We start from the raw sequence: 24,117 nt of genomic DNA, 5'->3' as shown, positions 1-24,117 counted from the left end.
GCGGGGCACGGGTTGTTGGAATCGTTTTGGACGTGGGTCGTCATCATCCTGGTCGCCCTCGTTTTTTCCGTCGCCATCGGATTCGCCACCCGCTCCCTGCTCGGCACCACGGTGGGCTGGCTGCGCACCTTCCTGGTGGGCCTGCTGGTCTTCGTCGGGTGCTGGCCGTTCGCCTACTTCGTCTCGATTCAGGCCCAGGTGATCGCCGCCGACGGCACGCCCACGGTGCCGATCGTGGTCGTGCTGCTCTTCGTGGCCCTCGCGTTCGGCTGGGTCTTCGCGCTCGGCATGGCCATGCTGGTGGCCACCGAGGCGCTCTGGCCCACCACTGCCGCCAACCCGATCGACGCCTTCCGGGCGGCCCTGCACCGGCGCCGGCGCACCAAGCGTTACCTGCAGATCCTCACGCTGCTCTCCAAACACGGCATCGGCTGGATCCTCAACGAGAGGGCAGGCGGCGCTCCCCGCGAAGGTAAGAAGGGCGGGCGCACCCCGGATGCCCTCGTCTCGGCCATCAACGAGGCCGGTGTCACCTTCGTGAAACTCGGCCAGCTGCTCTCCACCCGGCGCGACCTGTTGCCGGCCAGCTACACCCGGGCGCTCGCCTCGCTACAGTCCGGCGCGGCGACGCTGCCGTGGCCGGCTATCCGTCAGGTGATCGAGGCCGAGATCGGCGGCCCGCTGGAGACCGTGTTCAGTCAGGTCGACGCACTGCCGCTCGCGGCGGCATCCGTCGCTCAGGTACACGCCGGAACCCTGCTGGACGGCACCCGAGTGGTGCTCAAGGTGCAACGACCGGCCGCGGCGGCTCAGGTCGCCGCGGACATCGACATCATCGTCAGGCTCGCGCAGCGCATTGAGAACCAGACCAGCTGGGGGCGCGACTTCGGCGTGGTGACCCTGGCCGAGGGCTTCGGCCGGTCGCTGCGAGACGAGCTGGACTACCGCATCGAGTTCAGCAGCACCCAACAGATCGGCAGCGTGGTGGCGTCGTCGGCGGAGAACGAGGTCCTCGTGGTGCCCCGCGTGTACGCCGAGGCCAGCTCCCGCCGGTTGCTGACCATGGACCTCATCGACGGTCTCCCGCTGAACGCCGCGGGCGACCGGCTGAGCCGGATGGACCCCGAGGATCGTGGGGCGCTCGCCGCGGCCCTGCTGGATGCGGTTCTCGAGCAGGTGATCGTGACGGGCATCTTCCACGCCGACCTGCACCCCGGCAATCTGATGCTGCGGGCCGACGGCATGCTGGGCATGATCGACTTCGGCAACGTGGGCGTGCTGGAGCGCAGCATGCGGGAGGGCCTGGTGACGCTGCTGCTCGCGGCGACGAACGACGACGATATCGCCACGACGGATGCCCTGCTGCTGGTGGTGGAGGCGCCGCCGGATGCCGACATCCTCTCGCTGCAACGCGACCTGGGCCGCGTGCTGACGTTGAACCGGCACAGCGCCAACGGCTCGATCTTCGCCGCGATGCTGGACACCATCCGCGACCACCACCTGGCCGTGCCGACCTCGCTGGGCCAGGCGCTGCGGTCCCTGATCACCCTGGAACGCTGCCTGGACATCCTCGACCCCGACTTCGACATGGTGGAAACGGCGCTGGCCAGGGTGCCGCATTTTCTGCGGCGGCTCGTCACTCCCAAGAGCCTTCTCGGTTCGCTCCAGGCGCAGGCCGCCGTGTTGCAGGCCACGGCGCGTCGGCTGCCGCGTCGGCTGGAGACCATCAGCTCTTCCCTGGCCAAGGGCACCTTCAGCCTGCGCATCCGCGCCTTCGCCGAGCCCGATGACAGGTGGTGGATCGGCTCGGTCGTCACCGAAGCCATTGGAGTACTGATCGGCATCACCGCCGTCAGCCTGGGCATCGTGCTGGTGGTCTCCGACACCGGTCCTGACCTCGTGGCGGGGGTGCGGCTGTTCGCTTTCCTCGGTGCCTCGATCGGCCTCGTCGGCTTCATCCTGCTCATCCGAGCCCTGCGCCAGCTGTTCCTGCGCCGGCCGCACCCCTGACCTAGCCCGCGGCGCGCTGCCGGAATGCGATGGTATTCATCCGGTTGCCGCAGCGGATGCTGCAGAACCGCTTCGAGCCGTTGCGGGAGAGATCCACCAGAACGCCGGCGCAGTCCTGGGCCGCGCAGGCGCGCAGCCGGCCGGTCTCGTCGGTGCGGATCACATCGACCAGGGCCAGGGCCACCTCCACCCGGATGCGTTCGGCCAGCGGAGCAGCCGGGTCGGTGGCGTGCAGGTGCCAGTCGAGTCCGTCGTGGCGCATCAACCGGGGCAGGGCCCTGGCGTTTCGCAACATGGCGTTCAGCTCCACGGCCGCGTCGTCGCGGCCGAGGAGCCAGATGTGGCGCAACAGCTCACGGGTGGCGCGCACCTCGGCCAGTTCGGCCTCGGTCCCATCGAGGCGGCCGGAGAACCGGTGGGCCACAAAGAGCGCCGTCAATTGGACGGGCGTGACGAGCTCGTCGAGACCGCTTTTGGTGGCGCCGGCGACGGTGTTGGCGAGGTCGACCGTGAACGCCAGACTCGCCTCGGTGTCAGGGGCAAAATGCAAATTGACTCCTTACTCACGACCACACTATCTTCATGATCAACACCCCTTCAATTCCGTCGTCTGTCTGTCTGTGTGGAGCCCCATGACTCGCCCGTCCACCTCGCTCGGCCTGGTCATCGCCCTCATCGCCGCGGCCACGTTCGGCCTCTCCGGCGCCCTGGCCAAGCCGCTGCTCGAGAGTGGTTGGAGTCCCGCCGCGGCCGTGACCCTGCGGGTGCTCATCGGCGGCATCGTGCTCGCCCCGGTGGCCGTCATCGCGCTACACGGCCGCTGGGCGACGCTCTGGCGTGCCCGGTGGCGGGTGCTCGCGATGGCGGTCATCGGCGTGGCCGGCACCCAGCTCGCCTATTTCGCTGCGATCGAACGTATCCCGGTCGGCACCGCGGTGCTGATCGAATACATGGCCCCGCTGCTGCTCGTCGTCTGGGCCTGGGCGCGCAGCCGGCGGATGCCCAAGCGCGTCGTGCTCGTCGGCTCGATCGTGGCGCTGGCCGGCCTGATCCTCGTGGTGAACCCGACCGGGTCGGTGCGGCTGGACGTGCTCGGCCTCACTCTGGCGCTGACCGCCATGGTGGGCTGCGCCATCTACTACCTCGTGGCGGCGCAGCCCAGCGAGGGGTTGCCGGCCGTGGCGCTGGCCGGATTCGGTCTGCTGCTCGGCGGCGTGCTGCTGGGTGCCGTGGGGCTGAGCGGCTTGGTGCCCTTCACCACCTCCACCGCGGATGTGGCGATGTTCGGCGGAACGGTGCCGTGGTGGCTGCCGCTCATCATCATCGGCGTGGTGGCCACGGCCATCGCCTACTCCACCAGCATCGCCGCGAGCGAAATGCTCGGCTCCAGGCTCGCCTCGTTCGTAGGTCTACTCGAGGTGGTGGCCGCCACCTTCTACGCCTGGCTCCTGCTGGGCGAACAGCTCACCGGTCCGCAGTTGGTCGGCGGGCTGCTGATCCTGATCGGTATCGGCTTCGTGCGCTCCGAGAAGACGGATGCCGCGCTCGAGCCTGCGTCCGTTCCCCTGCTTGAGAGCAACCGACCCTAGCGGGCGACCACCGGCTCGGTCTCGGCGGCGAGGTGCGCGTTGGACAGGGACAGGCCGTGGCCCATCCGGCGGAAGAGCAGCGCCGCGATGATGCCGCCGACGGCGAAGAAACCGGCGCCCCACCAGTACGCGACGGCGTAGCTGGTCACCGCGGCCTGTGCGGCCACCTCGGCCGTGGCGGGCAGGTGCGAGGCCACATAGTCGGCCGCCGCGGTGGCCGCCAGGGTGTTCAGCAGGGCCGTGCCGATCGAGCCGCCGACCTGCTGGCTGGTGTTCACCATCGCCGACGCGACGCCGGCGAACTGGCGGTCGACGCCGAGGGTGGCGGTCTGCATCGAGGCGGGCATGATCGAGCCCATCGCGAAGCCGAGAATCATCAGCGGCGGCAACACATTGGCCGCATAGGTGCTGTCGAGGTTGAGATTGGTGAGCAGGATCATGCCGGTCGCACCCAGCGCCATGCCGAACGGCACCATGACCTTGGGGCCGAACCACGGCACGAAGATGTTCGTCGACAGCTGCGCAGCGAGCACGAGCATCGCGATCATCGGCAGGAACGAGAAACCGGTCTGCATTGGTGTGAAGCCGAGCGACGTCTGCAGGTAATACGTGACGAACAGGAAGATGCCGAACATGCCCGCACCGGCGATCATCACCGAGAGGTAGGCGGCACCGCGGTTGCGGTCGAGCACGATCTGCAGCGGCAGCAGCGGATGCGCGGCCTTGCGCTGCCAGAGCACAAACGCGACGAGCAGCACCACGGCGCCCGCGAGCATGCCCCAGGTCAGCGGCGAGTCCCAGCCATCCGTCTCGGCGTTGGAAAAGCCGAAGACCAGGCCGAACAGCGCGGCCGAGACCAGGATCGTGCCGGGGATGTCGAGCTTGGGCCGGGGGCCGGTGCGCTGCAGGTGGTCGACGAAGATCGCGGCGCCGATGACCCCGACAATGGCGATGACCACGTTGATGTAGAGGTTCCAGCGCCAGTCGAAGTACTCGGTGAGAAAGCCACCGAGCAGCAGTCCGACGGCACCGCCCGCACCGGCGATCGCGCCGAAGACGCCGAAGGCCCGCGCCCGCTCCTTGGGGATGGTGAAGGTCGTGGTGAGCACGGCCAGGGCCGTCGGGGCCAGCAGTGCGCCGAATGCGCCCTGCAGGGCCCGGGCGGCGACCAGCCAGCCGAAGGTTCCGGCCGCGCCGCCGAGCGCGGAGGCGATCGCGAAGCCGATCAGGCCGATGATGAAGGTGCGCTTGCGCCCGATCAGGTCGGAGAGCCGGCCACCCAGCAGCAGCAGGCTGGCGAAGGCGAGCGAGTACGCGGTGACGATCCACTGGCGGTCGCCGTTGGAGAAGCCGAGGTCGGCCTGGGCGGAGGGGAGGGCAATGTTCACGACCGTGGAGTCGAGCACGACCATGAGCTGGGCGAGGGCGACCACGCTGAGGGTCCACCACCGGCGGGAGTGTGGCACGGGGGTGCTCGTCGCGACAGACGAAGCTGGCATCGTTTCAGACATAAACGCGACTCTATACGATACTGTGGAGTTCCGGATCTTAACAGTTCCTGAATTTACGCCCCGGTAACATGTGGAGGCATACAGGATTGATCCGTCACCGAAAAGGAGGTCGACGCAATGACGCAGCTCGAACCCGCCGGGGCGGCCGAGACCACCGCGGCCGAGACCAAACTGGGTCGCAAGCGTGACCACACCCGTGACCCGGAGATCTTGGCCGCGGCGCTCGAGGTGCTCGCCGAGACCGGCTTCGACGGCATGACCATCGACATGGTCGCCACCAGGGCCAAGGCCGGCAAGGCCACGCTGTACCGGCGCTGGCCCTCGAAAAACGAACTCGTCATCGACGCCGTCGCCTGCATGAAGCAGGGCGACCTGGATCAGGCCAGCCTGCCCGACACCGGAACCCTGCGCGGAGACTTCGTGGCGATGATCAAGCCACGCTCCATCGAAGACGGCGAGAAGAAGATGCAGATCATGGCCGGGCTGATGTCGATGCTCTCGGCGACGCCCGAGATGGCCGACGCGGCGAACAACGCCATCGTCAAACCGCGGGCGGCGGCCAACCGATTCCTCATGCAGCGGGCCATCGACCGCGGCGAGATCTCGCCCGAGTGCGACATCGACACCCTCTGCCTGGTCACCCCGTCGATGGCCGCCTACCGCACCCTCATCGAACGCAAGCCCGTTGACCGGGACTTCCTCATCACGCTCATCGACGGGGTGCTGCTGCCGGCGCTCGGCCTGCGCGGCGATACCGCCCCGGCTGGGCGCGGTAAGGTTGCGCCACCGGCCTCGTAGCCGGCGGAGTTCCATCTCGACGAAGAGAGCGTGTCATGTCCGGCAAGTATGAATTGACTGCAGACCGATCCGGTGGCTATGTCTTCAGGCTCAAGACCCACAGCGGTGAAGTGCTGATGACCTCGGAGAGCTACCAGACCAAAGCAGCGGCGCTCAAGGGCATTGAAGTCGTCAAGGCCGACGCCAAGGGCCGCGTCGTCGATCTGACCGAGCCCAAGTAACAGCTCGCCTCACAGCTCGCCTCACAGCTCGCCTCACAGCTCAGCGTCGGCCACGGCGAAGGTGTCGCAGGCCTCTGCCCCATTTGTGTAGCCCGTCTGGAACCACCTCTGGCGCATCTCGCTGGAGCCGTGCGTCCAGGTCTCCGGGTTCACCTGGCCCTGGGCCTTCTCCTGGATGCGGTCGTCTCCGATGGCGGACGCCGCGTTGAGCGCATCCGCGATCTGGGCGTCGGTGATCGGTTCGAGCAGGCGGGTGCCGTCGGCATCCGTGGTCTCGGCCGCTGAGCCGAGCCAGGCGCCCGCGAAGCAGTCGGCCTGCACCTCGACGCGGACGGCGTCGGAGCTGGGGCCGGCCTCGGACGTGTCAGTGCTGGCGAACGTGCCGGCGCGGTTCTGGATATGGTGGCCCCACTCGTGTCCGACGACGTAGAGCTGGGACAGCGGACCCGCCGTGGCGTCGAACTCGGTGCGCAGTGTGTCGTAGAACGCGGTGTCGAGGTAGATCTGCTGGTCGGCCGGGCAGTAGAACGGCCCGACGGCGCTCGTGGCTGCGCCGCAGCCGGTGTCCACCCCGTCGGTGAAAAGTTGAATGAGGGGCGAGGAATAGCTGATGCCCATTGCCGGCGCCTGCTCGGCCCAGTAGTCCTCGAGTGAGTCGCGGGTGAAACCCACCCGGCATTCCACGTCCGCGTTGGCGTCGGCGCCGAATTCACAATTCGTCAGCGCAGTGGTGTCGCCCTCGTCGCCGCCACCGGCTGTGCCGCCGCCCAGCAAGCCGGACAGGTCGACCCCCAGCAGCTGGGAGAGCAGCACGATGGCGACGAGGCCCAGGCCTCCACCGCCGACGGCGAGGCCGGTGCGGCGGCCCGATTTGCGCACACCCTGGCCGGAGTACTTGGCGTCGTCGTTAAAAGTCATTCCTCGACAATAAATGATTGCTGGCGGCTGTCGCGCCCGCCTGCCACACTGCGGTTATGAGAATCTCGGGGCTCCTCGTGCTCGCCGGCGTCACCGTCACCCTGCTCACCGTCAGCGGATGCGCCGGCAGTGACGCGCGGGGGCCTCGGTCCTCCGCGGTCCCGGGGCAGTTTCCCCGCCCCGCGGCCGCCGGTGAGGTCCTCGCGCAGGCCACGGTTCTGCAGAAGGACGGCGAGGCCCCGCAACTCTGCTTGGGCGCAGTCGCTCAGTCACTCCCGCCCCAGTGCGGCGGACCACCCATCCTCGGCTGGGACTGGGCGACTGTTGACCAGTCCGAGACGCAGTCCGGCGTCACCTGGGGCAGCTACGCCGTCACCGGAACCTGGGACGCCGCCGCGTTCACGGTGACCCGGCCGCCCATCCCGCTATCGCTCTACGACCCGCTCGCCCAGATCGATCCGCGGCTCGACGAGGCCACGCCCGGCCCGAGCGAGGAGAGTACCCTGCTGCGCCTGCAGGACGAGTTGAACGCCGCCGACTACAGCCCGGCCACGGCCTCGGACTGGTCCGAGATGCCGATCCTCTCCAACTGGACCCAAAACGGCTACCTCTGGATTTCGGTCATCTACGACGACGGCTCGATCCAGCGGTTCTTCGACGACCAGTGGGGTGCGGGCGTGGTCGCCGTGCAGTCCGCCCTGACTGACGCCGAGTGATCATCCGGCCGCCGTAGGATCGGTTCATGGCCCTCCTTCACCAAGCTGACATCACCCCGACGAAGATCGACATGCTCAGCCGCTGGGCGCCCACCCAGCCCTGGTTCGTCGGCGATGCCGGCGTGAGCGTGACGAACCTCGCCGCCTACAGGTTCGACGATCCGGACGGACAGGTCGGCATCGAGACCATCCTCATCACGGCCGGCGCCGGCCCGGTACTGCAGATTCCCGTCACGTACCGGGACGCCCCGCTCGCCGGCGCTGACGCGTCACTCATCACCACCATGCAGCACTCGGTGCTGGGGGAGCGGTGGGTCTACGACGCTACCGGCGACCCGGCCTACCTCGCGGCCGTCGCTACCGCCGCGCTCACCGGAGGCCACCAGGCCGAGCTCACCATCGAGATCGACGGGCAGATGGTGGTGCGTGAGCCCACCGCCGTCGTCGCAGGCAGCGGCACGCCCGGCGGTGCCGCCGTGACACCGCCCGCGGTGGCCGAGATCAGCATCCGGCAGGAGCCCGGCGCCACCGTCGTGACTGCCGGAACGCTGCGGATAATCGTGGCACGTGTGCTCGGCGACGACGACGTCCTGGCGAACCAGGCTCCGGATTCGGCCCATGAGGTGCTCGCCGGAACGTGGTCGGATCAGCCCACCCTGCGCGCCCTGGTCCTTGTCGCCACCCCGGCGTAACACAGCGGTGCCCTGGCGCGCGGGCCGGTACCGTGCAGGTATGCCGACGGATGCCGCCCCCAGCCTGGTCGCCGTTCCTTCGGGGACCGTGACCATGACGGATGCGCGCACCCGCCGCAGCTGGAGCGCCGATGTCGCCGCGATCGAGATCGCAGCGTATCCGCTGACCCAGGAGGAGTACGCCCAGGTCACCGGTCTTCGGCCTGCCGCGACCCTGGGCGCACGGCTGCCCGTCGAGGGAGTGTCGTGGTGGGACGCGATCCGCTTCTGCAATGCCCTATCGGAGCGGGCCGGCCTCACCCCGGCGTATCGGCTGGGCGCCGACGAAGCCATCGTTTGGGACCCCGCAGCGGAGGGCTACAGGCTGCCGACCGAGGCGGAATGGGAGCACTCCTGCCGTGCCGGAACCGCCGGACCTCGCTACGGGGACCTCGACGAGATCGCCTGGTACCGCGGCAACTCAGACGAACACCCGCACGACGTCGGCGGCAAGCAGCCGAACGCCTGGGGTCTGTACGACACGTTGGGCAGTGTCTGGGAGTGGTGCTGGGACTTCGCCGACCCCGAGCGGTACGGCACCTACCGCGTGCTGCGCGGCGGCGGCTGGTTCGACCAGCACTGGAGTTGCCGTGCTTCCGTGCGGCGGGGCAGCTACCCGGGCCTCCAGATCGACGACGTCGGTTTCCGGATCGCCCGGAACTCCTGATCGGCCTGGTCGACTGGCGACGGTAGGCATGCGAGGCTTAGCTCACCTATGGACGACGACGGATTCGATTTCGACGAGCCCGGCCCGCTCTGCCCGGCCTGCGGCATCGAGATGAGCCCCGACGGCGTCGACACGGCCGAGGGTCTCGAGTCCTGCCACCGCTGCCCGCGTTGCAAGCTCGCGATCGTCGTGCCGGGTCTCTGGCCCAACTGATCCGCCGTTAACTGCCGGGCCGGGTGTAGTTCACGGCGATGTAGCAGGATGGGCGCATGCGCATTCTTGCCATCGCCAGCCTGCTCCTCGCCGCAGTGCTCTTTGTCGTGTCGATGGTGGGCTTTGTCGTGATCGGAGAGATCGCTGCGCTGGGCCTCCTCCCCGCGCTTGGCGCATTCACCCTGGCTATCGGGGCGCAGGTGGCGTCTCGCCGACGCTGAGCGGTGTGGTCACTCCCCGGCGCAGCGCGTGCACGATCGTCGCACGGGCATCGCCGCCGATCGTCGTGGGGAGCAACGGGTACACATGCAGCTGCCCCACGGCCTCGTGGAAATCCAGGTCAACCCCCGCTGCTGCGGCCTTGCCGACGAGTAGGTGCGCATCCGGATTCAGCACGTCCCTGGAGCCGCTGAACAGGGTGAGCGGTCCCAGCCCGGCCAGGTCGCCCATCAACGGACTCACCACGGGGTCCAGGATGTCCCGGTCGCCCTTCCAGAGGCGGGCCAGAACTTCTCCGCCGGGAGTGGCGAGCCAGGGGTCGCTCGGCTGCACGGCCGGTATGCGCGGGTTGCTCCAGCTGAGATCGAGGGCGGGTGAGACCAAGACGGTCTGGGGGAGCGTGATGCCGTGCTCATCCCGCAGTGCGAGCGCGGTGGACAGGGCAATCTGGCCGCCGGCGGAATCCCCGGCGATGCAGGTGGCGCCGTACCACTGCAGGTTATCCAGCACGAGGTCGACGATTCCGGCGGCCACGACGGCTGCGGTCCCGAAGGGCACGAGTGGGTAGATCGGCACCGTGACGACGGTGTTCGCCTCCGCGGCGATCTGGGCGGCCAGATGCCAGTGCTGCCCAGCGATCTGATTCAGCCAGCCGCCGCCGTGCACGTACACCACGCTTCCGGTCGGGGTGCTGCCGAAGGGGGTGATGGTGTAGACCGGCCAGCTCCGATTGGAAACGTCTATCCGTACATCTCGGCGCATTCTGCTCGGTGGCCCGTATGGGGTCGGCCGGAGTTCGAGCTCGCGCACCCGGCGGCGCGCCCCGTCGGCCGTGGCGAACACGCGGTTCGCGCGCATGAGACGCAGAGCGGGGGCGATGAGGCTGCTCGGAACGGTGACCATGCCATCCATTCTGCATGCCACACTGAAAACGAGACCTGCACCAGGCGAAGGGACCTCCCATGACCGACAGCACCGGGTACCCGCCCGAGCCCTGGTATCTCGGCGGTTCCCTGAACGTGTCGGTGTTCCTCGTGCCGGCGGCCGGCCTGCCTGCCGGGTTCGAGCTGCCGAGCGGGCGGCGCGCGCTGCGTCTGGGTTCACGGGTCGTCGTGGGGGTCGCCGCTGTGCGTTATCTGCCCGGCGGGGTGCTCGATTACGACGAGCTGCTGGTGGCGGTGCCGAGTCTCGGGCGCGGTGGCCTGCGCGTGACCATCCCGCAGATCTGGGTCGATAGCCCCACGTCGGTGCGCGGCGGGCGCGACCTCTGGGGCATCCCCAAACACCTGGCCGTGTTTCGGCAGAGCGACCGCAGGGGTGTCACGAGTATGACCATGTCGGTCGACGGTGCCGCGGTCGCGGGCCTGCGCGCTCGCCGCGGGCTGCCCTTGCTGCCCGGGATGCGCCAGCTCACGCTGCCGGTCCTGCAAGACCTCGACGGCCGGGTGACGCTGTCACACAACCGGGTCATCGGCCGGATGGCGGGTTTGCGTGCGGCATGGCATTTTCCCGAGAACGGCCCGCTGGGCTACCTGAGCGGGCGCCGGCCGGTGCTCAACATTGCCGTGCACGATGCGGCGATCATCTTCGGCATGGATGTGAGGCGGTCATGACAGACCTGGGCGGTGACCCGGCGGCTCGCGCCGCGTATCAGTCCAGCCCGCGGGGTCAGGCCTGTGCGGTCTGCTGGGCGGCCTTCTGCTCCGCCACCTGACGGTGCACATCGTTCATGTCCAACGCCTTGACCGCGGTCACGACCTGCTCGAGTGCCGCCGGCGGCAGCGCTCCGGGCTGGGAGAACACCAGGACGCCCTCACGGAAGGCCATCAGCGTGGGGATCGACTGGATGCCGGCGGCCGCGGACAGCTGCTGTTCGGCTTCGGTCTCGACCTTGGCGAACACCACGTCGGGGTGCTGCTCGGAGGACGCCGCATAGGTCGGCGCGAACTGCTTGCACGGGCCGCACCAGTCGGCCCAGAAGTCCACCAGAACAATGTCGTTGGCTGACAGGGTCTCGCCGAATGTGGTCTCGGTCACGTCGAGGGTGCTCATGTAGGTCTCCTTGCTGAGGTTGTCGCGGACGAATTGGTTACAACCGTGGGCACCTCCCCGGTATTCCATGGGCGGCGGCGACCGGCGCCGGCGGGTACACCAAAGGTGGGCAGAGAAATCTCTGCCCACCTTTGTTCGTGCGGGGTGTTACTTGGCGGTCACCGTGAGAAGCGGGCTTCCGACGCTCACCTGGCCGGAAGCGGCCTGGTCGATCGAGCCGAACTTCTTCGGGTTGGTCACCAGGACCGGGGTGACCAGCGAGTAGCCGGCTTCCTCGATCACGGCGCGGTCGAAGGTCACCAGCGGGGTACCCGCCTCGACCCTGTCGCCGGCCTTGACCTTGACGTCGAAGCCCTTACCGGCGAGGTTGACGGTGTCGATGCCCACGTGAATGAGCATTTCGATGCCGCCGTCCAGCATCAGTCCGAAGGCGTGTCCGGTCGGCTGAGCGACCAGGACCTTGCCTGCGGCGGGTGCGTACACGGTGTTCTCGGTCGGGTCGACGCCCACGCCGAGTCCGACGATGCCCTTGCTGAACACGGGGTCGGGAACGTCGGCGAGCGGGACGACGATGCCGGCGACCGGCGAACCGATCGTGGCCAGGACGGTGGCGACCATGGTCGCCGTGCCGCCGGCGGCAGGTGCGGCGGTAGCTGCAGCGGCAACCGGTGCGGCAACCGGGGCGACGGGCGCGTGCTTGGCTTCTTCAGCAGCCGTGTCTGCGGCGAGCTGAGCGGCCGCTTCGGCCTTCTGCTCGGGCGAGAGGTAGCCGGAGAGGATCACGAGGATCATCGCGGTGAAGAACGACGCGGCAACGGCCAGTGCGTACAACGGGATGTTGTTGAACGCCGGGATGGTCAGCAGCGAGGTGAACACGAACGCGTTGGTCGTGACGCCACCGCCGAGACCGATGATGACACCACCGACGAGGCAACCGACGAGCATGCGCGGGTAGATGCGCTTGAACCGCAGGTGGATGCCGTATAGCGACGGTTCGGAGATACCACCGAGGAGACCGGCGGCAAGAGCACCCGTCGCGGTCTGCTTCATCTGGCTGTTCTTGGCGCGGATGGCGAGGAAGAGTACGCCGGCCGTGGCACCGAAGCAGGCGAAGTTCCAGGCGCCCATCGGGCCCTGGATGAAGTCATAGCCCAAGGACTGGATGTTCAGCAGCATGACGGCGTTCAGCGGCCAGTGCAGGCCCAGCGGAACCATGAACGGGTAGGCCAGTGGGATGACAATGGCGAAGATGAGCGGTGAGAAGTCGTTGATGGACTTGAGGAACTCGCCGATGGCCGCTCCGCCGAAGACGCCGATCGGGCCGATGAGGAAGGCCGTGACGGGGATCATGACGAGCATGCTCAGGAACGGCACGAAGATCAGCTGGACGCTGGCCGGGATGATCTTCTTCAGGCCCTTGGTGAGGAGACCGAGAGCGGCAGCCATCAGCAGCGGCGGGAAGACCTGCGAGCTGTAGTCGGTGACGGTCAGCGGCAGGCCGAAGATCGAGACGATGGCGGCCTTGCCGTCGAAGACGGTCTGGGCTCCGTCGGAGGCGGCCAGGGCGGAGAAGCCCGGCAGCATGACGACGGCCATGATGCCGAAGCCGACCCACGGGTCGGCGCCGAGGCGCTTGGAGGCGTTGTAGGCGACCATGAGGGGCAGGAAGACGAACACGCCCTGCCACATCAGGTTGATGAACGCCCAGCCCGGTTCCAAGGTGACGCCCGGCGCGTTCCATGCGGGGATGACACCGAGGGTGGCCATCAGCGCCATGAAGGTGATGAACAGCGAAGCGCCCAGCAGCGCGCCCAGGATCGGGCGGAAGGAGTCGGAGAGGACCTCGAAGAAGGTGTCGAGCCCGGCGAACTTGCCGCGGGGGCCCTTGGCGCGCTCGGCGGCCTTGATGTCGTCGGCGCTTTCGCCCGTTCCGACCTTCTTCATCTCGGGCAGAGCCAGGATCTCGTTGTACACGGTCTCGACCGCGCCGCCGATGACGACCTGGAAGCGGTCGCCGGACTGGGGAACGGCACCCAGGACTGCGGGGATACCCTCAACAGTCGGCAGGTCGATTCCCGATGCGTCCTTCAGTGTGAAGCGCAGTCGGGTGGCACAGTGAGTGAGCGCGACGACATTCGCGGCCCCTCCGATGCTCTCAATAATGTCTTTAGCGGGCGAGGACGCCACCTGAATCTCCTTACGGTGTGGATGCCAAACGCGTGGTTCCCGCTTGGTACACAGCTCAGTCGAACCGGGTTAGCCGACTGAGTTTCTCCTGTTAAATTTCACACAACAGTTGAATTTACACGCTCAGCGCGGCCCGCGCTGGGTCGTTAGTCCCGCAAGGTGGGGGTATGGGCCCGCCGCGGGGCCCGAAACGCCGACGGCTCAGTGTCCGGCGTTCGCCTCCGGGCGCAGCCGGATGAGGCGCTGCGAGCCGTCCTCGGCCAGCTCGGCCAGGTCGCTGCGTGAGGAGAGGAAGTCGGTGAAGGAGCGGAAGCCGAGCGGCTTCTCGTTGAAAGACGGGTCCATCCGACGCATTTGGTTCTTGACCGTGCCCGTGTTCAGCCACTCGTCGTCATCGCCCTTGGCGTGACCGATCTGCAGCGCACGAACGAGGAGCTCCGTCGCGAGCGACTGCGGGTCGATGTCTTCGGCCGTTTCCGGCTCGTCGTAGGGGGAATCGTCGGTGTGCGAGAACATCGGGATTGTCGTGAGCTTGCGGGTCGTGCTGGCCGGCGGTGCGGGCTCCACCTCAACGGGTTCGGCAGCTCGGCGGCCACCCTTGGGCTTGTCCGCACGGGCGGTGTCGGCGTCGGCGTTCGCGGTGACCTTCACGATTCCGGGCAGCGAGTCGTAGTCCTCGAACTCGTCGCACGCGGCCGCGAGAGAGGTGCTGGTGGACCCGGCGACACCGATGCCGACGACGAAGCGGCCCAGCCGCTTCGACTTCTGGGCGAGGGCGATGTAGTCGGAGTCACCGGCGATGATGATGACATGGGTGAGATCGGGCAGCCGAAAGAGGTCTTCGACCACGTCGACGGCCAGACGGATGTCGGCGCCGTTCTTCGTTCCCCGGGTGGTGGTGGTGAACAGCTGAGTGAGGTCCACCGCGCGGGACATCAGCTGGCGCTGGTAGCTAGCGTTCACGGGCACCGACCAGTCGGCGTATGCGCGGTTGACGACCAGCGTGCCGAAGGATGCGGCGAAGTCGATGATGGCGTTGAAGTCCACCGTCGCGGCGGCCAGCCGGGCGGCGACCTCGGGGTCGGCATCCCGGCTCGTCTTGTCGAAGTTGCGGATGCCGTCGCGCTGGAAGGCGTTGCGGCCGTGCAGCTGCTGATAGCGCGAGATGACGATGTTGTCGAAGTCGATGTACAGGCCTACGCGTGCGTCGTTCGGTTCGGTCATGGTGAGCTCCTTAGCCACAGGCGGAAAACTCAATAGCGATCCGGTGGTTCCAGTCTGGTGCGCGTGGTGCGGCGAGAGCAACTCGGAGCGCCCGCGGTCGGTCAACTCAGTTGCACCGTGGTGACACAGGTGGGATCGTCCGCGCCGGTGCCGACCGGCACCTCTGCGGTGTTCTCACCGTCGTCGATGCGCATCGTGAGCTCGCGCCCGGCCGGGAGCCACACATCGAAGAATCCGTTCTCAAACGTGGTGACGGTCTCGTCGAGGAACACCTCGTTGTTGGCGTCGTCGGTGATCGTCACCTGCAGCTCCTCGTCGGCGAGTTCCCCGACGCAGGTCGTCAGCGAGTGGAAGTAGCAGTCGTGAGTGTCGTTCAGATAGGGCGCGACGGAGAGGTGGAAGTCGTCGGTCGGGAGGGGGACGCCCACCTCGTCGTCCCCGCTGGAGAGCAGTAGCTCGTTGACCCGCACGGAGGCCATCAGGCCGGCCGGGCGCTCGGCCAGTGGCTGCGACTGGAGCTGCTCGATGAGGTCCTCCACGTTGGCGGGCGCCGCGATGTCGAACTCGGCGAGCATCGACTCGGCATCCACGCCCAGCCCGACCGGGCTGTCCGGAGCGGTCGGTGTGGGGGTGCTCTCGCCGCCGCTGGAGCAGGCCGCGACGGAGACAAGGAGGACTAGCGTGCCAAGGCTCGCTGCGAATCGTGAACGGATCATGTCTCCAGCGTGCTGCCGACCGGTCGCCGGTCCCAGCGACAAAGGTCCTAGTGGCGCGGATACTCAGCGTTCTCACGGGCGGTAGATCTCGATTGCCGCCGGTAGTACGCGCACGGTCACCGCGCGCGTACCGCCGGGGATGAACGGTGGCGCCTTCTGAACTTCCCCGTCATGCGCGTAGAACTGGGCGCTGTCGGTGTTGGACCGCAGGGTGATTGCCGTTCGCGTGAACACGAGGCTGTGCCGTGGAGCGTGGAACATCGGCTCCGGACCGTGGTCGGTGAGACTGCGGGTCCGGCTGGACAGTAGGGAGAGGAACCCACGTCCGCGGGATCGGGCTGTGGAGCGCAGGATCCGGACATCCAGGACCCCGTCGTCGAATCCCTGCCGTTTCAGTGGGGCGCCTCGGGGCGGGGCGTAGCGCCCGACTCCGATGAACATCGACCAGACGCGAAGTTCCTGGCCGTCAAGACTGCCGTCGAGGGGCGCGGCAGTGAATGCGGCACGTAGCGCGGCGGCGAGTGTCGCCAACGGCCGGCCGATGGTGGGCTCCATCCTGGTGCGGAACTGGACGAACCGGGGGTACACGCCCACGCTGAGGGTGTTGAGCGCGAGGACCCTGCCGCGATCGCCGAAGTCGATTTCTGCGAGGTCAACCGCGGATCCGGTTCCTGCTTGCGCGGCAGCGATGCCCGTCGCGAGATCGGGAATCCCGACCGTGAGCGCGAAGTGGTTGAGAGTGCCACCCGGCAACACGAGCAGGGGCAGGTGGGTCTCGAACGCGACCTCTGCCGCTGCGGCGACGGAACCATCGCCGCCGTACACGCCCAGGATGGTGGGCGGGGTGGTCGAGCCCACGGCAGCACGCATCACGTCGGAGATGCGCTCGCCCTTGCCGAGGACATGCACAACGGCGTCGGGCATTTCGCTGTCCAGGATTGGTTTCGGGTCCGGCCGTCGCTTGGTTTGGCCGGAGTGCGGATTGATCACGAGGAACAGGCCGGCGCCGGTGGGCGCAGGTCGGAGCCCCTCGCCGGTCACAACGCTGCCCGACGGCGGTGGAGGGCGGCGTCGGCCGCCGCGATGGCCGTCCCCAGCAGGGCTCCACCGACCACGTCGGAAAACCAGTGTGAGCCGGTGTGCAGACGGGAATACGCCACGGCCACGGCCATCGGCACGAACACCATGGCGAGCCTGGGGTCATCAAGCGATGCCCCCACCGCGAAGGCGAAGGCGCTGGCGCTGTGGCCGGAGGGGAACGTCGCCGAGGTAGGTGGCCGCGGAAGCCGACGACGACGGGGAACACGACTGAGCAGGGGGCGTGATCCGCCGAAAAACTGCTTGCCGAAGAGGTTGGCGGTGAGGCTCGCGATACTGAGCGCTGTGATGCCGCGCGCGGCGGCGGACCGGTGGCCGGTTGCCACCAGGACGGCGCCGGCTGCCGCCCAGAGCTTTCCGTGATCGGCAAGCGAGGACAGGCCGACCATGGATCGATCGAACCGGGCCGACGTGGGCCGGCCCACACGATCGAACATCGTGTGGTCAAGGGCCCGGATGGCGCGCGCTGGTCGCACCCTTGCCGCTGGCATCAGGTGTCGAGATCCTCTCGGCTCATGTCGCCCGTCGCCGGCACCGAACCCGTCGGACCGTACCGGAGGAGAACCGCTCCCTTCTCCGAGGCCGGCTCGGCGCCGAGCAGCTCCAGGGCCATCGGGGGTCCGTCGTCGGGGAACAGTCTCTTGCCAGCCCCGACCACGATCGGATATACCCACAGGTTCAGCTGGTCGAACAGGCCATCGGCGACCAGGGTGCGGGCGAAATCGATGCTTCCGATCACGTGGATTTCCCGGTGCCGCTTGCGCAGCGCGGTCAGCTCCCGGGCGAGATCGCGGCCGAGCAGGTGCGAGTCGCGCCAGCCGAGTTCCGGCGAGCCCCGCGACGCCACGTACTTGGGGATCGAGTCGAACGTGCGGGCGATTCCGGCGGCGGGCCCGTCGAGTTGATGAGGCCAGTACGCCGCGAAGATGTCGTAGGTACGCCGCCCAAGTAGCAGCGCGTCCATGGCCTGGATCCCGGCGTCGACCTGGGCGCCGACGGTGTCGTCGAGCAGGGGCGCCTGCCACCCGCCGAACGCGAATTCGCTATCCGTGTCTTCGTCGGGACCGCCGGGAGCCTGGGCGACCCCGTCGAGGGTGGTGAAGTGGTCGATGTGAATCCGACCGGACATATGATCTCCCTTCGGCGCGATGCAGCCCACTGTAGGCCTCTGTTGCCCCGGCAGGGCGTCAGGCGGGTTCGACGTCGACCCATTCGTGGCCGAGGCTCTCCAGGTGTTCGCTTCCGGCCGTTACGTGGGCGACTATCGCGGCGAGCCGCTCGGCGTCATCATCGGCGATGTGCAGCACGGCGTCCTGCCCATAGTCCGTGCCCAGGATGAGCACACCGCGCTGGCGCAACTCGGCCTCGACGCGGCCCGCATCCGCATGGGGGAGGGTGAGCGTGAACAACTCACGGCGTTCGCGTTCCACGAGCGCCCCGAGGGACTGGGCCCGATCGATGGTGGTGGTCACGGCGTCCGAGTAGGCGCGCACCAGACCGCCGGCACCGAGGAGCGTGCCACCGAAGTACCGAGTAACGACAGCCAGGCAGTCGACCAATCCGCGTCCCGACAGCGCCTCCAGCATGGGGCGCCCCGCGGTTCCGGATGGTTCCCCGTCGTCATTCGAGCGGCGCACCTGATCGGGGGTGCCCCGCGGCCCGATCACGAATGCCGAGCAGTGGTGGCGAGCGCCCCAATGCTTCTTGCGTGCCTCGTCGATCGCCGCACGCGCGGCATCCTCGGTGTCGATCCTGACGAGACTGCAGAGGAATCTGGATCGTTTGACGTCGATTTCGGCCTCAACATGGCTGCCGAGGCCGCCGCGCAGAGTGAGATCAGACATGTGCCCAGTCTCGCGCAGTTGGATCAGAGGCTGAGCTCCCGGGCGACGAGACTTTGCGCGACCAGGCTCAGGGACGTCTGGTGCGAACGGGCGTGTCGGCGAATGAGGTCGAAAGCCATCTCAATCGACACATTTGCGGTTTCCGCGACGACGCCCTTGGCCTGCTCGATGATGATCCGGCTTGAGAGGGCTTTCTGCAGCTGATCGCGAAGCGTTGAGGCATCACGGATGGTGCGCTCCTGCAGGATGCCGATGGTCGCCACGTCGGCGAGGGCCTGTGCGGCCCGGATATCGTACTGATTGAGCTCCCCGCGCTCGTTCCGCATGAGATTCAATGTGCCGATTGTCGTCTCCCGGAGTCGCAGGGGGATGGCATAGACCGAGTGGATGCCCTGCGAGCGGGCGGTTTCGCAGAACGCTGCCCAGCGGGAGGAACCGACGTCGATGTCCGGCAAGGACACCACGGCACGGGTGCGGAAGCACTCCAGGCAGGGCCCCGCGTCAGCGTCGATTTGCATCACTTCCACGAGGGTGTTCGCCTCGCTGGTGGAGGCGACGACCTCGAGCTTGTCTGCGGCATTGGCCAGGAGAATTCCGGCGGAATCGACGTCGAGGAGATCGCGGCAGGTCTCCACCAGGGTTTGCAAGAGATCGAGGATGTCATATCCGACAACGAGGGTGTCCGCGAAGGTGGCGAAGGCATCAAAGAGTAATTCGAGGCGGGTCGTTTCATTCATGGGATCGGCCCGGCTCGGTCAGCGCGGTGAAGCGGGTCCGCCGTTCGATGACGTCCTGGGCGATCTGGCGCATCGGACGATTCTCGGCGAAGGCCCGCGCCTGGATGCTCAGGTGTGCGTCCTCGGCGGTCGTTCCGAGTTGGGCGAGGACCATGCCCGTCGCCTGATGGATGAGTCGCCGTGAGAATGTCGTCGTATCGTCGGGGATGCTGTCGGTGCTGATGGCGTGGCGCAGGATAATCCGGCTCACCAGGGCTGAGAGGGCGAGCGTCTGCCCCTGTTGCTCGGGGGTGAGGGAGACCGGGTCTATGGAGTACAGGTCGACGGCGCCGATCTCCAGAGGGCCGAAGAGAAGCGGAAAGGCGAAGATCGCCCCGATCTCCTCCTCACGAATGGCGTCCAGGAAGGCCGGCCAGGAGACGCTGGTCGTGGAGGCAAGGTCGGGTTCGAGAACAGGTTCCCGGTTGACCAATGCGTCCCAGCACGGACCTTCACCGAGGTCGAATTGCAGTTCATCCACACGCCCGGCGCGGGCATCCGTGGCTGAAATTGTTTCGGCGCCAAGAAACGATCCGAAGGTCGAGATCGAGGCGCCAGAAATGGGCAGAAACCGCAGGAATGGGCGGGCAAGCTCGGAGATCCGGGCTCCGCTATCGGACAGGGCATCCGATGCCATCAGGAACGGATCATTCGCCATCACTGCTATTCCTCCTGTTTTTTGCCAGAGTACGCGGCAGAGATCGGCTAGCCAACCCATTGCATTCTGGCGCGGTTAGTCGTAGATGACGGCAATACCCTGACGCTCCAGCTCAGCAAGGCCGTCCCGCATGGCTTGCAGCTGTTCGGGTGTGTGTCCGACCCAGTCCGTGAGCTCACCGATGACCTTCACCGGCTCCCGGGTGCGGTATGACCGGGTCGGATTGCCGGGGAACTTCTTGTCGGTCACATTGGGATCGTCTTCGAGAGGGCCCAGCGGTTGCACGATGTAGATGTGACCACGGCCCTCGCCGGCGGCCAGTTCGGCGCCCCAGGTTGCCGCATCCAGTGTGGCGGTCACGTAGACGTGGTTCGCGCTCCGTCCGCCGCCGAAGTTCGAACGACGGCCCGGAATCAGGAGTTCACCCGCCGCCAGGTCGGCTTTCGTGCCGTGGAACAGCGCACCCGTTTCGTGCGCTTCGAAGGGTATCGGTTCACCGGTCATGAGGCCCCCAATCCGTTTCCAACCTACGCGCGAATCGGCTGACGGCGGGGATCAATCGCGGCAGGCCGGCGAGTAGGGCCGAGCGCCCAGGAGCTCTCCCCACTCCTGTTCGGTCAGTACCCGTCCCGCGACCTGACACGCGCGTTCCTCCCAGGCCGCCGGGTCGGCGATGACCACCTGCGTACTCCCATCGGATCGTTCAAGAGCCAGGGTACGTTCGCTGCTCTCCGCGCCGGCCGACCTCCGCACGACGAATTGGTCGGTGCGAAAACCCGCCGACCAGTCGCCGAGGTCCCACGTGATGATCGCGCCGTCCTCCCCGGCGGCCACCAGCTCACCGGTCGGCCGGTACTCGACCGCGGTGACCGCGCCTTCGTGATTACGAAGCGACTCGGCAACGTCTCCGGTCTCGGTGTTGAACACCACGACGCCGGTGCCGGCGGCGACAGCGAGGTGACTGCCGTCAGGGCTGAAATCGGCCACCGATGGAAAGTCAGTCAGCGGGACGGTGACGGGCGCTGCGCCCCCGGACGAGTCGACGATGCGCGCCGCGAGTAAGCCATCGCGGACCGCGATCCGACGGCCGTCCGGGCTGACGGCCAGAATCCCGGCGCCGGCGATCCGATCCAGCACGGCACCCGATGTCGTCTCGTACACCACGGTCGGTCCGAATCGGCTGGCGTACAGCCGCGAACCGTCCGGCGAGAACTTCACCGCGCCGAACTGGCCGACCCACCCGATTGGGGCGGCGAGCTCTGAACCGCTCACGTCCAAACTCAGGATTGTCGGGCCGGACGGGTTCTCCCCTCCGCCTCGCCACAGGGCGACCCTCCCAGACGGCTCGAACGGGCGTGTCGCCGCGAGCGCAGCGAACAGGGATCCGTCGGCGGAGTACTCGACATCCGCCGCTGTCCCAGCCAGGCCCGCAAAGGTCATCACGGACGAGCGTCCTCCGTCCGCGAGATCCACTGTTCCCGTTCGCCCACTAGGGCAGGGGAGGACGCTACACAGGTCCGAGGTGGCGCTGTACGCGACGGTGCCCGAAGCGGGGTCGACGGCCGATGACACCACATTCCCGCCGAAGGGGCCGTATTCGCCGAGCTGCGAGCGGCTGTCAAGATCGAAGAGGCGCACATCGTCATCGCTATCGATCACCGCTGCTCGAGTCCCGTTCTCCGCGACCGACATGCTCTTCGCAGCCACACCGTCTTCCTGGATACGAATGATGCTCGTCAAGCGGGGCGCGCGCGCGAAGACCCGCACAAGATTGACACGTGTTTCGGAACTGTCCCAGAGCTGGATGGCCTCGACCGCGAGCAGCAGCGCGCGATCGAAGTGCGGCTCCTCGAGCGCCGACGCGGCGACGCGGCGTGCCTCCCCAACCGTCGCACGCTCGCCCGCGAGGTTCGTCTGGAAGCCCGCGATGAGGCCCGCCGTGACAGCGAGGACCGCGAGACCCGCCGCGCCGGCCGACACCCATTTCAGACGTCGCACCATCCGGCGCTCTTTCCGCAGCTGCCTTTGGGCGGCCTCGAGTCCGGCGGACTCCTGCTCAGCCGCCGCGTTGAGGAAGTCTCGCTCGACCGGCGTGAGTGCGGGATCGGCCGCATCCCTCCAATGCTGGGTCGCCGTCAGCCGGCCGCCGCGATAGAGCTCGCTTTCGGGTCGTCCCATCGCATCCCAGGCGGCGGCCGCGGCTCCAAGATGTCGCATGATCCGCTGGCCCTCGACATCGTCCGCTAGCCAGTCCTTCAACCGGGGCCATTCCCGTGCGAGTGCTTCGTGCGACAACTGCACCGATTCCTCGTCGGTGGTGAGCAGGCGCGCATCGACCAACCGATCGACGATCCTCGCGTGGGCGTCGTCGATCGAAATCCGTGAGCGTTCAATCCGACGAGCTACGACCGCACCGTCCGCGGACGCTTCGACGAGTCGGAGGAGGATGTCGCGCAGCAAATGCCTGTCCTCAGCCGGGAGCGCGGCGATGACCTCTTCAGCCGTCTTCGCGACGGCGCCCTTGATCTCACCGGATGCCCGATAGGCGTCGACGGTCAGGACGCGGCCCTCACGCCGTGCCCACACCTGGCGCAGGGCGTGGGACAGCAGCGGAAGGTTTCGCCCATCGGCGTCGCGGACGAGGATCTCGACGAGGCCCGGCTCCAGGATGAGCCCGGCCTGCTCCGCGGGCTTTTCGATCACGGCCCGGAGCCCGTCGGGGCCGAGCGCGGTGAGCATGAGCATGTGCGACTGAATGATCCCGGCAAAGCCGTCGTGATCGGCCAAGTCGCCGAGACGGTCTGCGCGGATCGCGATGACGAGCAGGCCACGGTAGACCATGCGCTGCAGGGCGCCGAAGAACTCCCGAATCTCGGCGGGGTCGTCCGCGGCGAACGCGTGCTCGCATTGATCAACGATGAGCAGTGAGTTTCCGGGCGTGAGACCAACATCGCGCAGTGCATCGATCGGATGCTCGCCGGGCGTCACGATGGCGACTTCTCTGCCGCGGGCGATCATCTCCGCGCCGATCCCCGCCCTGACGAACGAGGACTTGCCGACACCCGATGAGCCGGTGACGAGCAGCACGCCGTGTTCGTCGAGCGCTCGCAGCGCCCCGGACAGCTCCCGCTCGCGACCGAAGTACCGCTCGGCGTCCTCCACGCGCGCGTGAGGCAGACCGAAGTACGGACACTCGGTACTCCCGGGCCGGAACACTCGGTCGGACAGCAGGGATGGATCTTGCCGGAGGATAGCTTGTTCAAGCTCAGCGAGCTCCGTGCACGGATCCAGCCCCAGCTCGGAAGCGAGAAGCCCTCGCGCCCTGCGTACGGTGGCGATGGCCTCCGCCTGCCGCCCCTGGCGATATTGCGCCACGCTCAGCACCACCCATCGTCGCTCCCGCAGTGGAGCTTCGGCGACGCGGGCGCGCGCCAATGCGGCGACCTCCTGAACCTCGCCGGCCTGGAGCCGTGCGTCGAGGAGGAGCTCCTCGACCCCCAACCGCATCTCCTCGAGACGACCGGACTCGATCTCTGCCGGCGCCCAGTCAATGAGGTCGACGAAGGGCTCACCTCGCCACAGCGCGAGCGCCTCCGAAAACGTATGCGTGGCACGCTCGGGTTCACCGAGCTCCAGTTGCTGAGTGCCCCGCGCAACGAGTCGCTCGAACTGATCGGCGTCGACCGTGAGGTGCTCCGCGGACAGCCGGTATCCGAGTGCGGTGGTCTCGATCTGCGCCGGTGCGATCAGCCGGCGCAACCGCATGATGCATCCAGGAATGACGTGCGACCACGACGCGGGCAAGTTGTCGCCCCAGAGCGCCGCCGCGAGGGACTCGACCGACAGGGATTCACCGAGGCGGACCGTGAGCGCACTCATCACCGCACGATCGCGCGGAGCAAGAGGAATCCGACCGTCGTCAAGAGTCAGCGATCCAAGGACGCGTATCTCCATGACGCCACTGTGCGC

Annotated in this window: 26 protein-coding genes; 10 read left to right on the top strand and 16 right to left on the bottom strand. The window is 67.6% G+C overall.

Going from position 1 to position 24,117, the window contains the following annotated elements:
• The first annotated feature begins 12 nt into the window (after positions 1–12).
• Entirely contained in the window at positions 13–2,010 is a 1,998-nt protein-coding gene (locus C3B61_RS11660; protein WP_133160288.1) for an ABC1 kinase family protein, read from the top strand.
• 1 nt (position 2,011) lies between these two features.
• On the opposite strand, the gene C3B61_RS11655 is transcribed toward C3B61_RS11660, so the two are convergent.
• Entirely contained in the window at positions 2,012–2,560 is a 549-nt protein-coding gene (locus tag C3B61_RS11655; RefSeq protein ID WP_103460779.1) for a CGNR zinc finger domain-containing protein, read from the bottom strand.
• Positions 2,561–2,642: 82 nt separating this feature from the next.
• Here C3B61_RS11655 and C3B61_RS11650 point away from each other — a divergent pair, with 82 nt between their 5' ends.
• Positions 2,643–3,599, top strand: coding sequence for an EamA family transporter (locus C3B61_RS11650; protein ID WP_088455390.1), 957 nt, complete (start codon positions 2,643–2,645; stop codon positions 3,597–3,599).
• Here the strand turns inward: C3B61_RS11650 and C3B61_RS11645 are convergent.
• Positions 3,596–5,110, bottom strand: coding sequence for an MFS transporter (locus C3B61_RS11645; RefSeq protein WP_103460777.1), 1,515 nt, complete (start codon positions 5,108–5,110; stop codon positions 3,596–3,598). The genes C3B61_RS11650 and C3B61_RS11645 overlap by 4 nt on opposite strands.
• Positions 5,111–5,227: 117 nt before the next feature.
• Here C3B61_RS11645 and C3B61_RS11640 point away from each other — a divergent pair, with 117 nt between their 5' ends.
• Positions 5,228–5,908 (top strand): TetR/AcrR family transcriptional regulator, encoded by a 681-nt coding sequence (locus C3B61_RS11640; RefSeq protein ID WP_088455392.1) that lies wholly within the window; start codon positions 5,228–5,230, stop codon positions 5,906–5,908.
• Positions 5,909–5,943: 35 nt separating this feature from the next.
• Positions 5,944–6,129: a YegP family protein gene (locus C3B61_RS11635; RefSeq protein ID WP_103460775.1), complete on the top strand. Its 186-nt coding sequence runs from the start codon at positions 5,944–5,946 to the stop codon at positions 6,127–6,129.
• 33 nt (positions 6,130–6,162) lie between these two features.
• Here C3B61_RS11635 and ypfJ read toward each other — a convergent pair whose 3' ends face one another.
• The gene (gene ypfJ, locus C3B61_RS11630) at positions 6,163–7,047 is read right to left on the bottom strand and encodes a KPN_02809 family neutral zinc metallopeptidase (RefSeq protein WP_103460773.1); all 885 of its coding nucleotides are present in this window, start codon (positions 7,045–7,047) and stop codon (positions 6,163–6,165) included.
• 56 nt (positions 7,048–7,103) lie between these two features.
• Between ypfJ and C3B61_RS11625 the strand changes: the two genes are divergently transcribed.
• The 5 genes from C3B61_RS11625 to C3B61_RS19710 are packed head-to-tail and all read left to right on the top strand — an operon-like array spanning position 7,104 to position 9,595.
• Complete coding sequence (locus C3B61_RS11625) at positions 7,104–7,763, top strand: hypothetical protein (RefSeq protein WP_133159807.1); 660 nt, start codon at positions 7,104–7,106, stop codon at positions 7,761–7,763.
• 26 nt (positions 7,764–7,789) lie between these two features.
• Positions 7,790–8,455: a CG0192-related protein gene (locus C3B61_RS11620; protein WP_103460769.1), complete on the top strand. Its 666-nt coding sequence runs from the start codon at positions 7,790–7,792 to the stop codon at positions 8,453–8,455.
• A 40-nt stretch (positions 8,456–8,495) separates the two neighbouring features.
• Positions 8,496–9,161: a formylglycine-generating enzyme family protein gene (locus C3B61_RS11615; protein WP_103460768.1), complete on the top strand. Its 666-nt coding sequence runs from the start codon at positions 8,496–8,498 to the stop codon at positions 9,159–9,161.
• A gap of 48 nt (positions 9,162–9,209) precedes the next feature.
• On the top strand, positions 9,210–9,374 hold the full coding sequence (locus C3B61_RS19715; protein WP_165787966.1) for a hypothetical protein: 165 nt from the start codon (positions 9,210–9,212) through the stop codon (positions 9,372–9,374).
• Between the two features lie 56 nt (positions 9,375–9,430).
• On the top strand, positions 9,431–9,595 hold the full coding sequence (locus tag C3B61_RS19710) for a hypothetical protein (RefSeq protein WP_165787965.1): 165 nt from the start codon (positions 9,431–9,433) through the stop codon (positions 9,593–9,595).
• On the opposite strand, the gene C3B61_RS11610 is transcribed toward C3B61_RS19710, so the two are convergent.
• Entirely contained in the window at positions 9,561–10,496 is a 936-nt protein-coding gene (locus tag C3B61_RS11610) for an alpha/beta hydrolase fold domain-containing protein (protein ID WP_103460765.1), read from the bottom strand. The genes C3B61_RS19710 and C3B61_RS11610 overlap by 35 nt on opposite strands.
• A gap of 59 nt (positions 10,497–10,555) precedes the next feature.
• Between C3B61_RS11610 and C3B61_RS11605 the strand changes: the two genes are divergently transcribed.
• Positions 10,556–11,206, top strand: a complete 651-nt coding sequence (locus C3B61_RS11605; protein WP_103460762.1) for an acetoacetate decarboxylase family protein — start codon at positions 10,556–10,558, stop codon at positions 11,204–11,206.
• Positions 11,207–11,261: 55 nt separating this feature from the next.
• On the opposite strand, the gene trxA is transcribed toward C3B61_RS11605, so the two are convergent.
• The 12 genes from trxA to C3B61_RS11545 form a co-directional block, all read right to left on the bottom strand.
• A complete protein-coding gene (trxA, locus tag C3B61_RS11600; RefSeq protein ID WP_103460760.1) occupies positions 11,262–11,645 on the bottom strand; it encodes a thioredoxin in 384 nt (127 codons plus the stop codon).
• A gap of 147 nt (positions 11,646–11,792) precedes the next feature.
• Positions 11,793–13,832: a glucose PTS transporter subunit IIA gene (locus C3B61_RS11595; RefSeq protein ID WP_088455402.1), complete on the bottom strand. Its 2,040-nt coding sequence runs from the start codon at positions 13,830–13,832 to the stop codon at positions 11,793–11,795.
• A 201-nt stretch (positions 13,833–14,033) separates the two neighbouring features.
• The gene (locus tag C3B61_RS11590) at positions 14,034–15,056 is read right to left on the bottom strand and encodes an NYN domain-containing protein (protein WP_103460758.1); all 1,023 of its coding nucleotides are present in this window, start codon (positions 15,054–15,056) and stop codon (positions 14,034–14,036) included.
• A gap of 101 nt (positions 15,057–15,157) precedes the next feature.
• Positions 15,158–15,772 carry a CueP family metal-binding protein gene (locus tag C3B61_RS11585; RefSeq protein ID WP_103460756.1) on the bottom strand — a complete coding sequence of 205 codons (615 nt, stop codon included), beginning with the start codon at positions 15,770–15,772 and terminating at the stop codon, positions 15,158–15,160.
• A gap of 72 nt (positions 15,773–15,844) precedes the next feature.
• Complete coding sequence (locus C3B61_RS11580; protein WP_165791158.1) at positions 15,845–16,813, bottom strand: diacylglycerol/lipid kinase family protein; 969 nt, start codon at positions 16,811–16,813, stop codon at positions 15,845–15,847.
• Positions 16,810–17,361, bottom strand: a complete 552-nt coding sequence (locus tag C3B61_RS11575) for a phosphatase PAP2 family protein (protein WP_103460752.1) — start codon at positions 17,359–17,361, stop codon at positions 16,810–16,812. Before C3B61_RS11575 ends, C3B61_RS11580 begins: the two co-directional genes overlap by 4 nt.
• Positions 17,361–17,999: a dihydrofolate reductase family protein gene (locus C3B61_RS11570; RefSeq protein ID WP_103431471.1), complete on the bottom strand. Its 639-nt coding sequence runs from the start codon at positions 17,997–17,999 to the stop codon at positions 17,361–17,363. Before C3B61_RS11570 ends, C3B61_RS11575 begins: the two co-directional genes overlap by 1 nt.
• Before the next feature lie 58 nt (positions 18,000–18,057).
• A complete protein-coding gene (locus C3B61_RS11565) occupies positions 18,058–18,714 on the bottom strand; it encodes an IMPACT family protein (protein ID WP_103460750.1) in 657 nt (218 codons plus the stop codon).
• Positions 18,715–18,737: 23 nt separating this feature from the next.
• A complete protein-coding gene (locus C3B61_RS11560; protein ID WP_103460748.1) occupies positions 18,738–19,451 on the bottom strand; it encodes a GAF and ANTAR domain-containing protein in 714 nt (237 codons plus the stop codon).
• Positions 19,444–20,208: a GAF and ANTAR domain-containing protein gene (locus tag C3B61_RS11555; RefSeq protein WP_103460746.1), complete on the bottom strand. Its 765-nt coding sequence runs from the start codon at positions 20,206–20,208 to the stop codon at positions 19,444–19,446. Before C3B61_RS11555 ends, C3B61_RS11560 begins: the two co-directional genes overlap by 8 nt.
• Before the next feature lie 15 nt (positions 20,209–20,223).
• Positions 20,224–20,652: an NAD(+)--rifampin ADP-ribosyltransferase gene (gene arr, locus C3B61_RS11550; RefSeq protein ID WP_103460744.1), complete on the bottom strand. Its 429-nt coding sequence runs from the start codon at positions 20,650–20,652 to the stop codon at positions 20,224–20,226.
• A 51-nt stretch (positions 20,653–20,703) separates the two neighbouring features.
• Complete coding sequence (locus tag C3B61_RS11545; RefSeq protein WP_103460743.1) at positions 20,704–24,102, bottom strand: nSTAND1 domain-containing NTPase; 3,399 nt, start codon at positions 24,100–24,102, stop codon at positions 20,704–20,706.
• Positions 24,103–24,117 lie beyond the last annotated feature (15 nt).

The sequence above is a fragment of the Cryobacterium zongtaii genome, assembly GCF_002909375.1.
In the GTDB taxonomy this organism is placed as follows: Bacteria; Actinomycetota; Actinomycetes; order Actinomycetales; family Microbacteriaceae; genus Cryobacterium; species Cryobacterium zongtaii.
This window is presented reverse-complemented; position numbering and strand designations above follow the sequence as displayed.

What these genes read in the sequence shown, in the direction of transcription:
- C3B61_RS11650 (WP_088455390.1), top strand. Translation starts at nt 2,643, where the DNA reads ATGACTCGCCCGTCCACCTCGCTCGGCCTGGTCATCGCCCTCATCGCC.
- C3B61_RS11645 (WP_103460777.1), bottom strand. Translation starts at nt 5,110, where the DNA reads ATGTCTGAAACGATGCCAGCTTCGTCTGTCGCGACGAGCACCCCCGTG.
- C3B61_RS11640 (WP_088455392.1), top strand. Translation starts at nt 5,228, where the DNA reads ATGACGCAGCTCGAACCCGCCGGGGCGGCCGAGACCACCGCGGCCGAG.
- C3B61_RS11635 (WP_103460775.1), top strand. Translation starts at nt 5,944, where the DNA reads ATGTCCGGCAAGTATGAATTGACTGCAGACCGATCCGGTGGCTATGTC.
- ypfJ (WP_103460773.1), bottom strand. Translation starts at nt 7,047, where the DNA reads ATGACTTTTAACGACGACGCCAAGTACTCCGGCCAGGGTGTGCGCAAA.
- C3B61_RS11625 (WP_133159807.1), top strand. Translation starts at nt 7,104, where the DNA reads ATGAGAATCTCGGGGCTCCTCGTGCTCGCCGGCGTCACCGTCACCCTG.
- C3B61_RS11620 (WP_103460769.1), top strand. Translation starts at nt 7,790, where the DNA reads ATGGCCCTCCTTCACCAAGCTGACATCACCCCGACGAAGATCGACATG.
- C3B61_RS11615 (WP_103460768.1), top strand. Translation starts at nt 8,496, where the DNA reads ATGCCGACGGATGCCGCCCCCAGCCTGGTCGCCGTTCCTTCGGGGACC.
- C3B61_RS19715 (WP_165787966.1), top strand. Translation starts at nt 9,210, where the DNA reads ATGGACGACGACGGATTCGATTTCGACGAGCCCGGCCCGCTCTGCCCG.
- C3B61_RS19710 (WP_165787965.1), top strand. Translation starts at nt 9,431, where the DNA reads ATGCGCATTCTTGCCATCGCCAGCCTGCTCCTCGCCGCAGTGCTCTTT.
- C3B61_RS11610 (WP_103460765.1), bottom strand. Translation starts at nt 10,496, where the DNA reads ATGGTCACCGTTCCGAGCAGCCTCATCGCCCCCGCTCTGCGTCTCATG.
- C3B61_RS11605 (WP_103460762.1), top strand. Translation starts at nt 10,556, where the DNA reads ATGACCGACAGCACCGGGTACCCGCCCGAGCCCTGGTATCTCGGCGGT.
- trxA (WP_103460760.1), bottom strand. Translation starts at nt 11,645, where the DNA reads ATGAGCACCCTCGACGTGACCGAGACCACATTCGGCGAGACCCTGTCA.
- C3B61_RS11590 (WP_103460758.1), bottom strand. Translation starts at nt 15,056, where the DNA reads ATGACCGAACCGAACGACGCACGCGTAGGCCTGTACATCGACTTCGAC.
- C3B61_RS11585 (WP_103460756.1), bottom strand. Translation starts at nt 15,772, where the DNA reads ATGATCCGTTCACGATTCGCAGCGAGCCTTGGCACGCTAGTCCTCCTT.
- C3B61_RS11575 (WP_103460752.1), bottom strand. Translation starts at nt 17,361, where the DNA reads ATGCCAGCGGCAAGGGTGCGACCAGCGCGCGCCATCCGGGCCCTTGAC.
- C3B61_RS11570 (WP_103431471.1), bottom strand. Translation starts at nt 17,999, where the DNA reads ATGTCCGGTCGGATTCACATCGACCACTTCACCACCCTCGACGGGGTC.
- C3B61_RS11565 (WP_103460750.1), bottom strand. Translation starts at nt 18,714, where the DNA reads ATGTCTGATCTCACTCTGCGCGGCGGCCTCGGCAGCCATGTTGAGGCC.
- C3B61_RS11560 (WP_103460748.1), bottom strand. Translation starts at nt 19,451, where the DNA reads ATGAATGAAACGACCCGCCTCGAATTACTCTTTGATGCCTTCGCCACC.
- C3B61_RS11555 (WP_103460746.1), bottom strand. Translation starts at nt 20,208, where the DNA reads ATGGGTTGGCTAGCCGATCTCTGCCGCGTACTCTGGCAAAAAACAGGA.
- arr (WP_103460744.1), bottom strand. Translation starts at nt 20,652, where the DNA reads ATGACCGGTGAACCGATACCCTTCGAAGCGCACGAAACGGGTGCGCTG.
- C3B61_RS11545 (WP_103460743.1), bottom strand. Translation starts at nt 24,102, where the DNA reads ATGGAGATACGCGTCCTTGGATCGCTGACTCTTGACGACGGTCGGATT.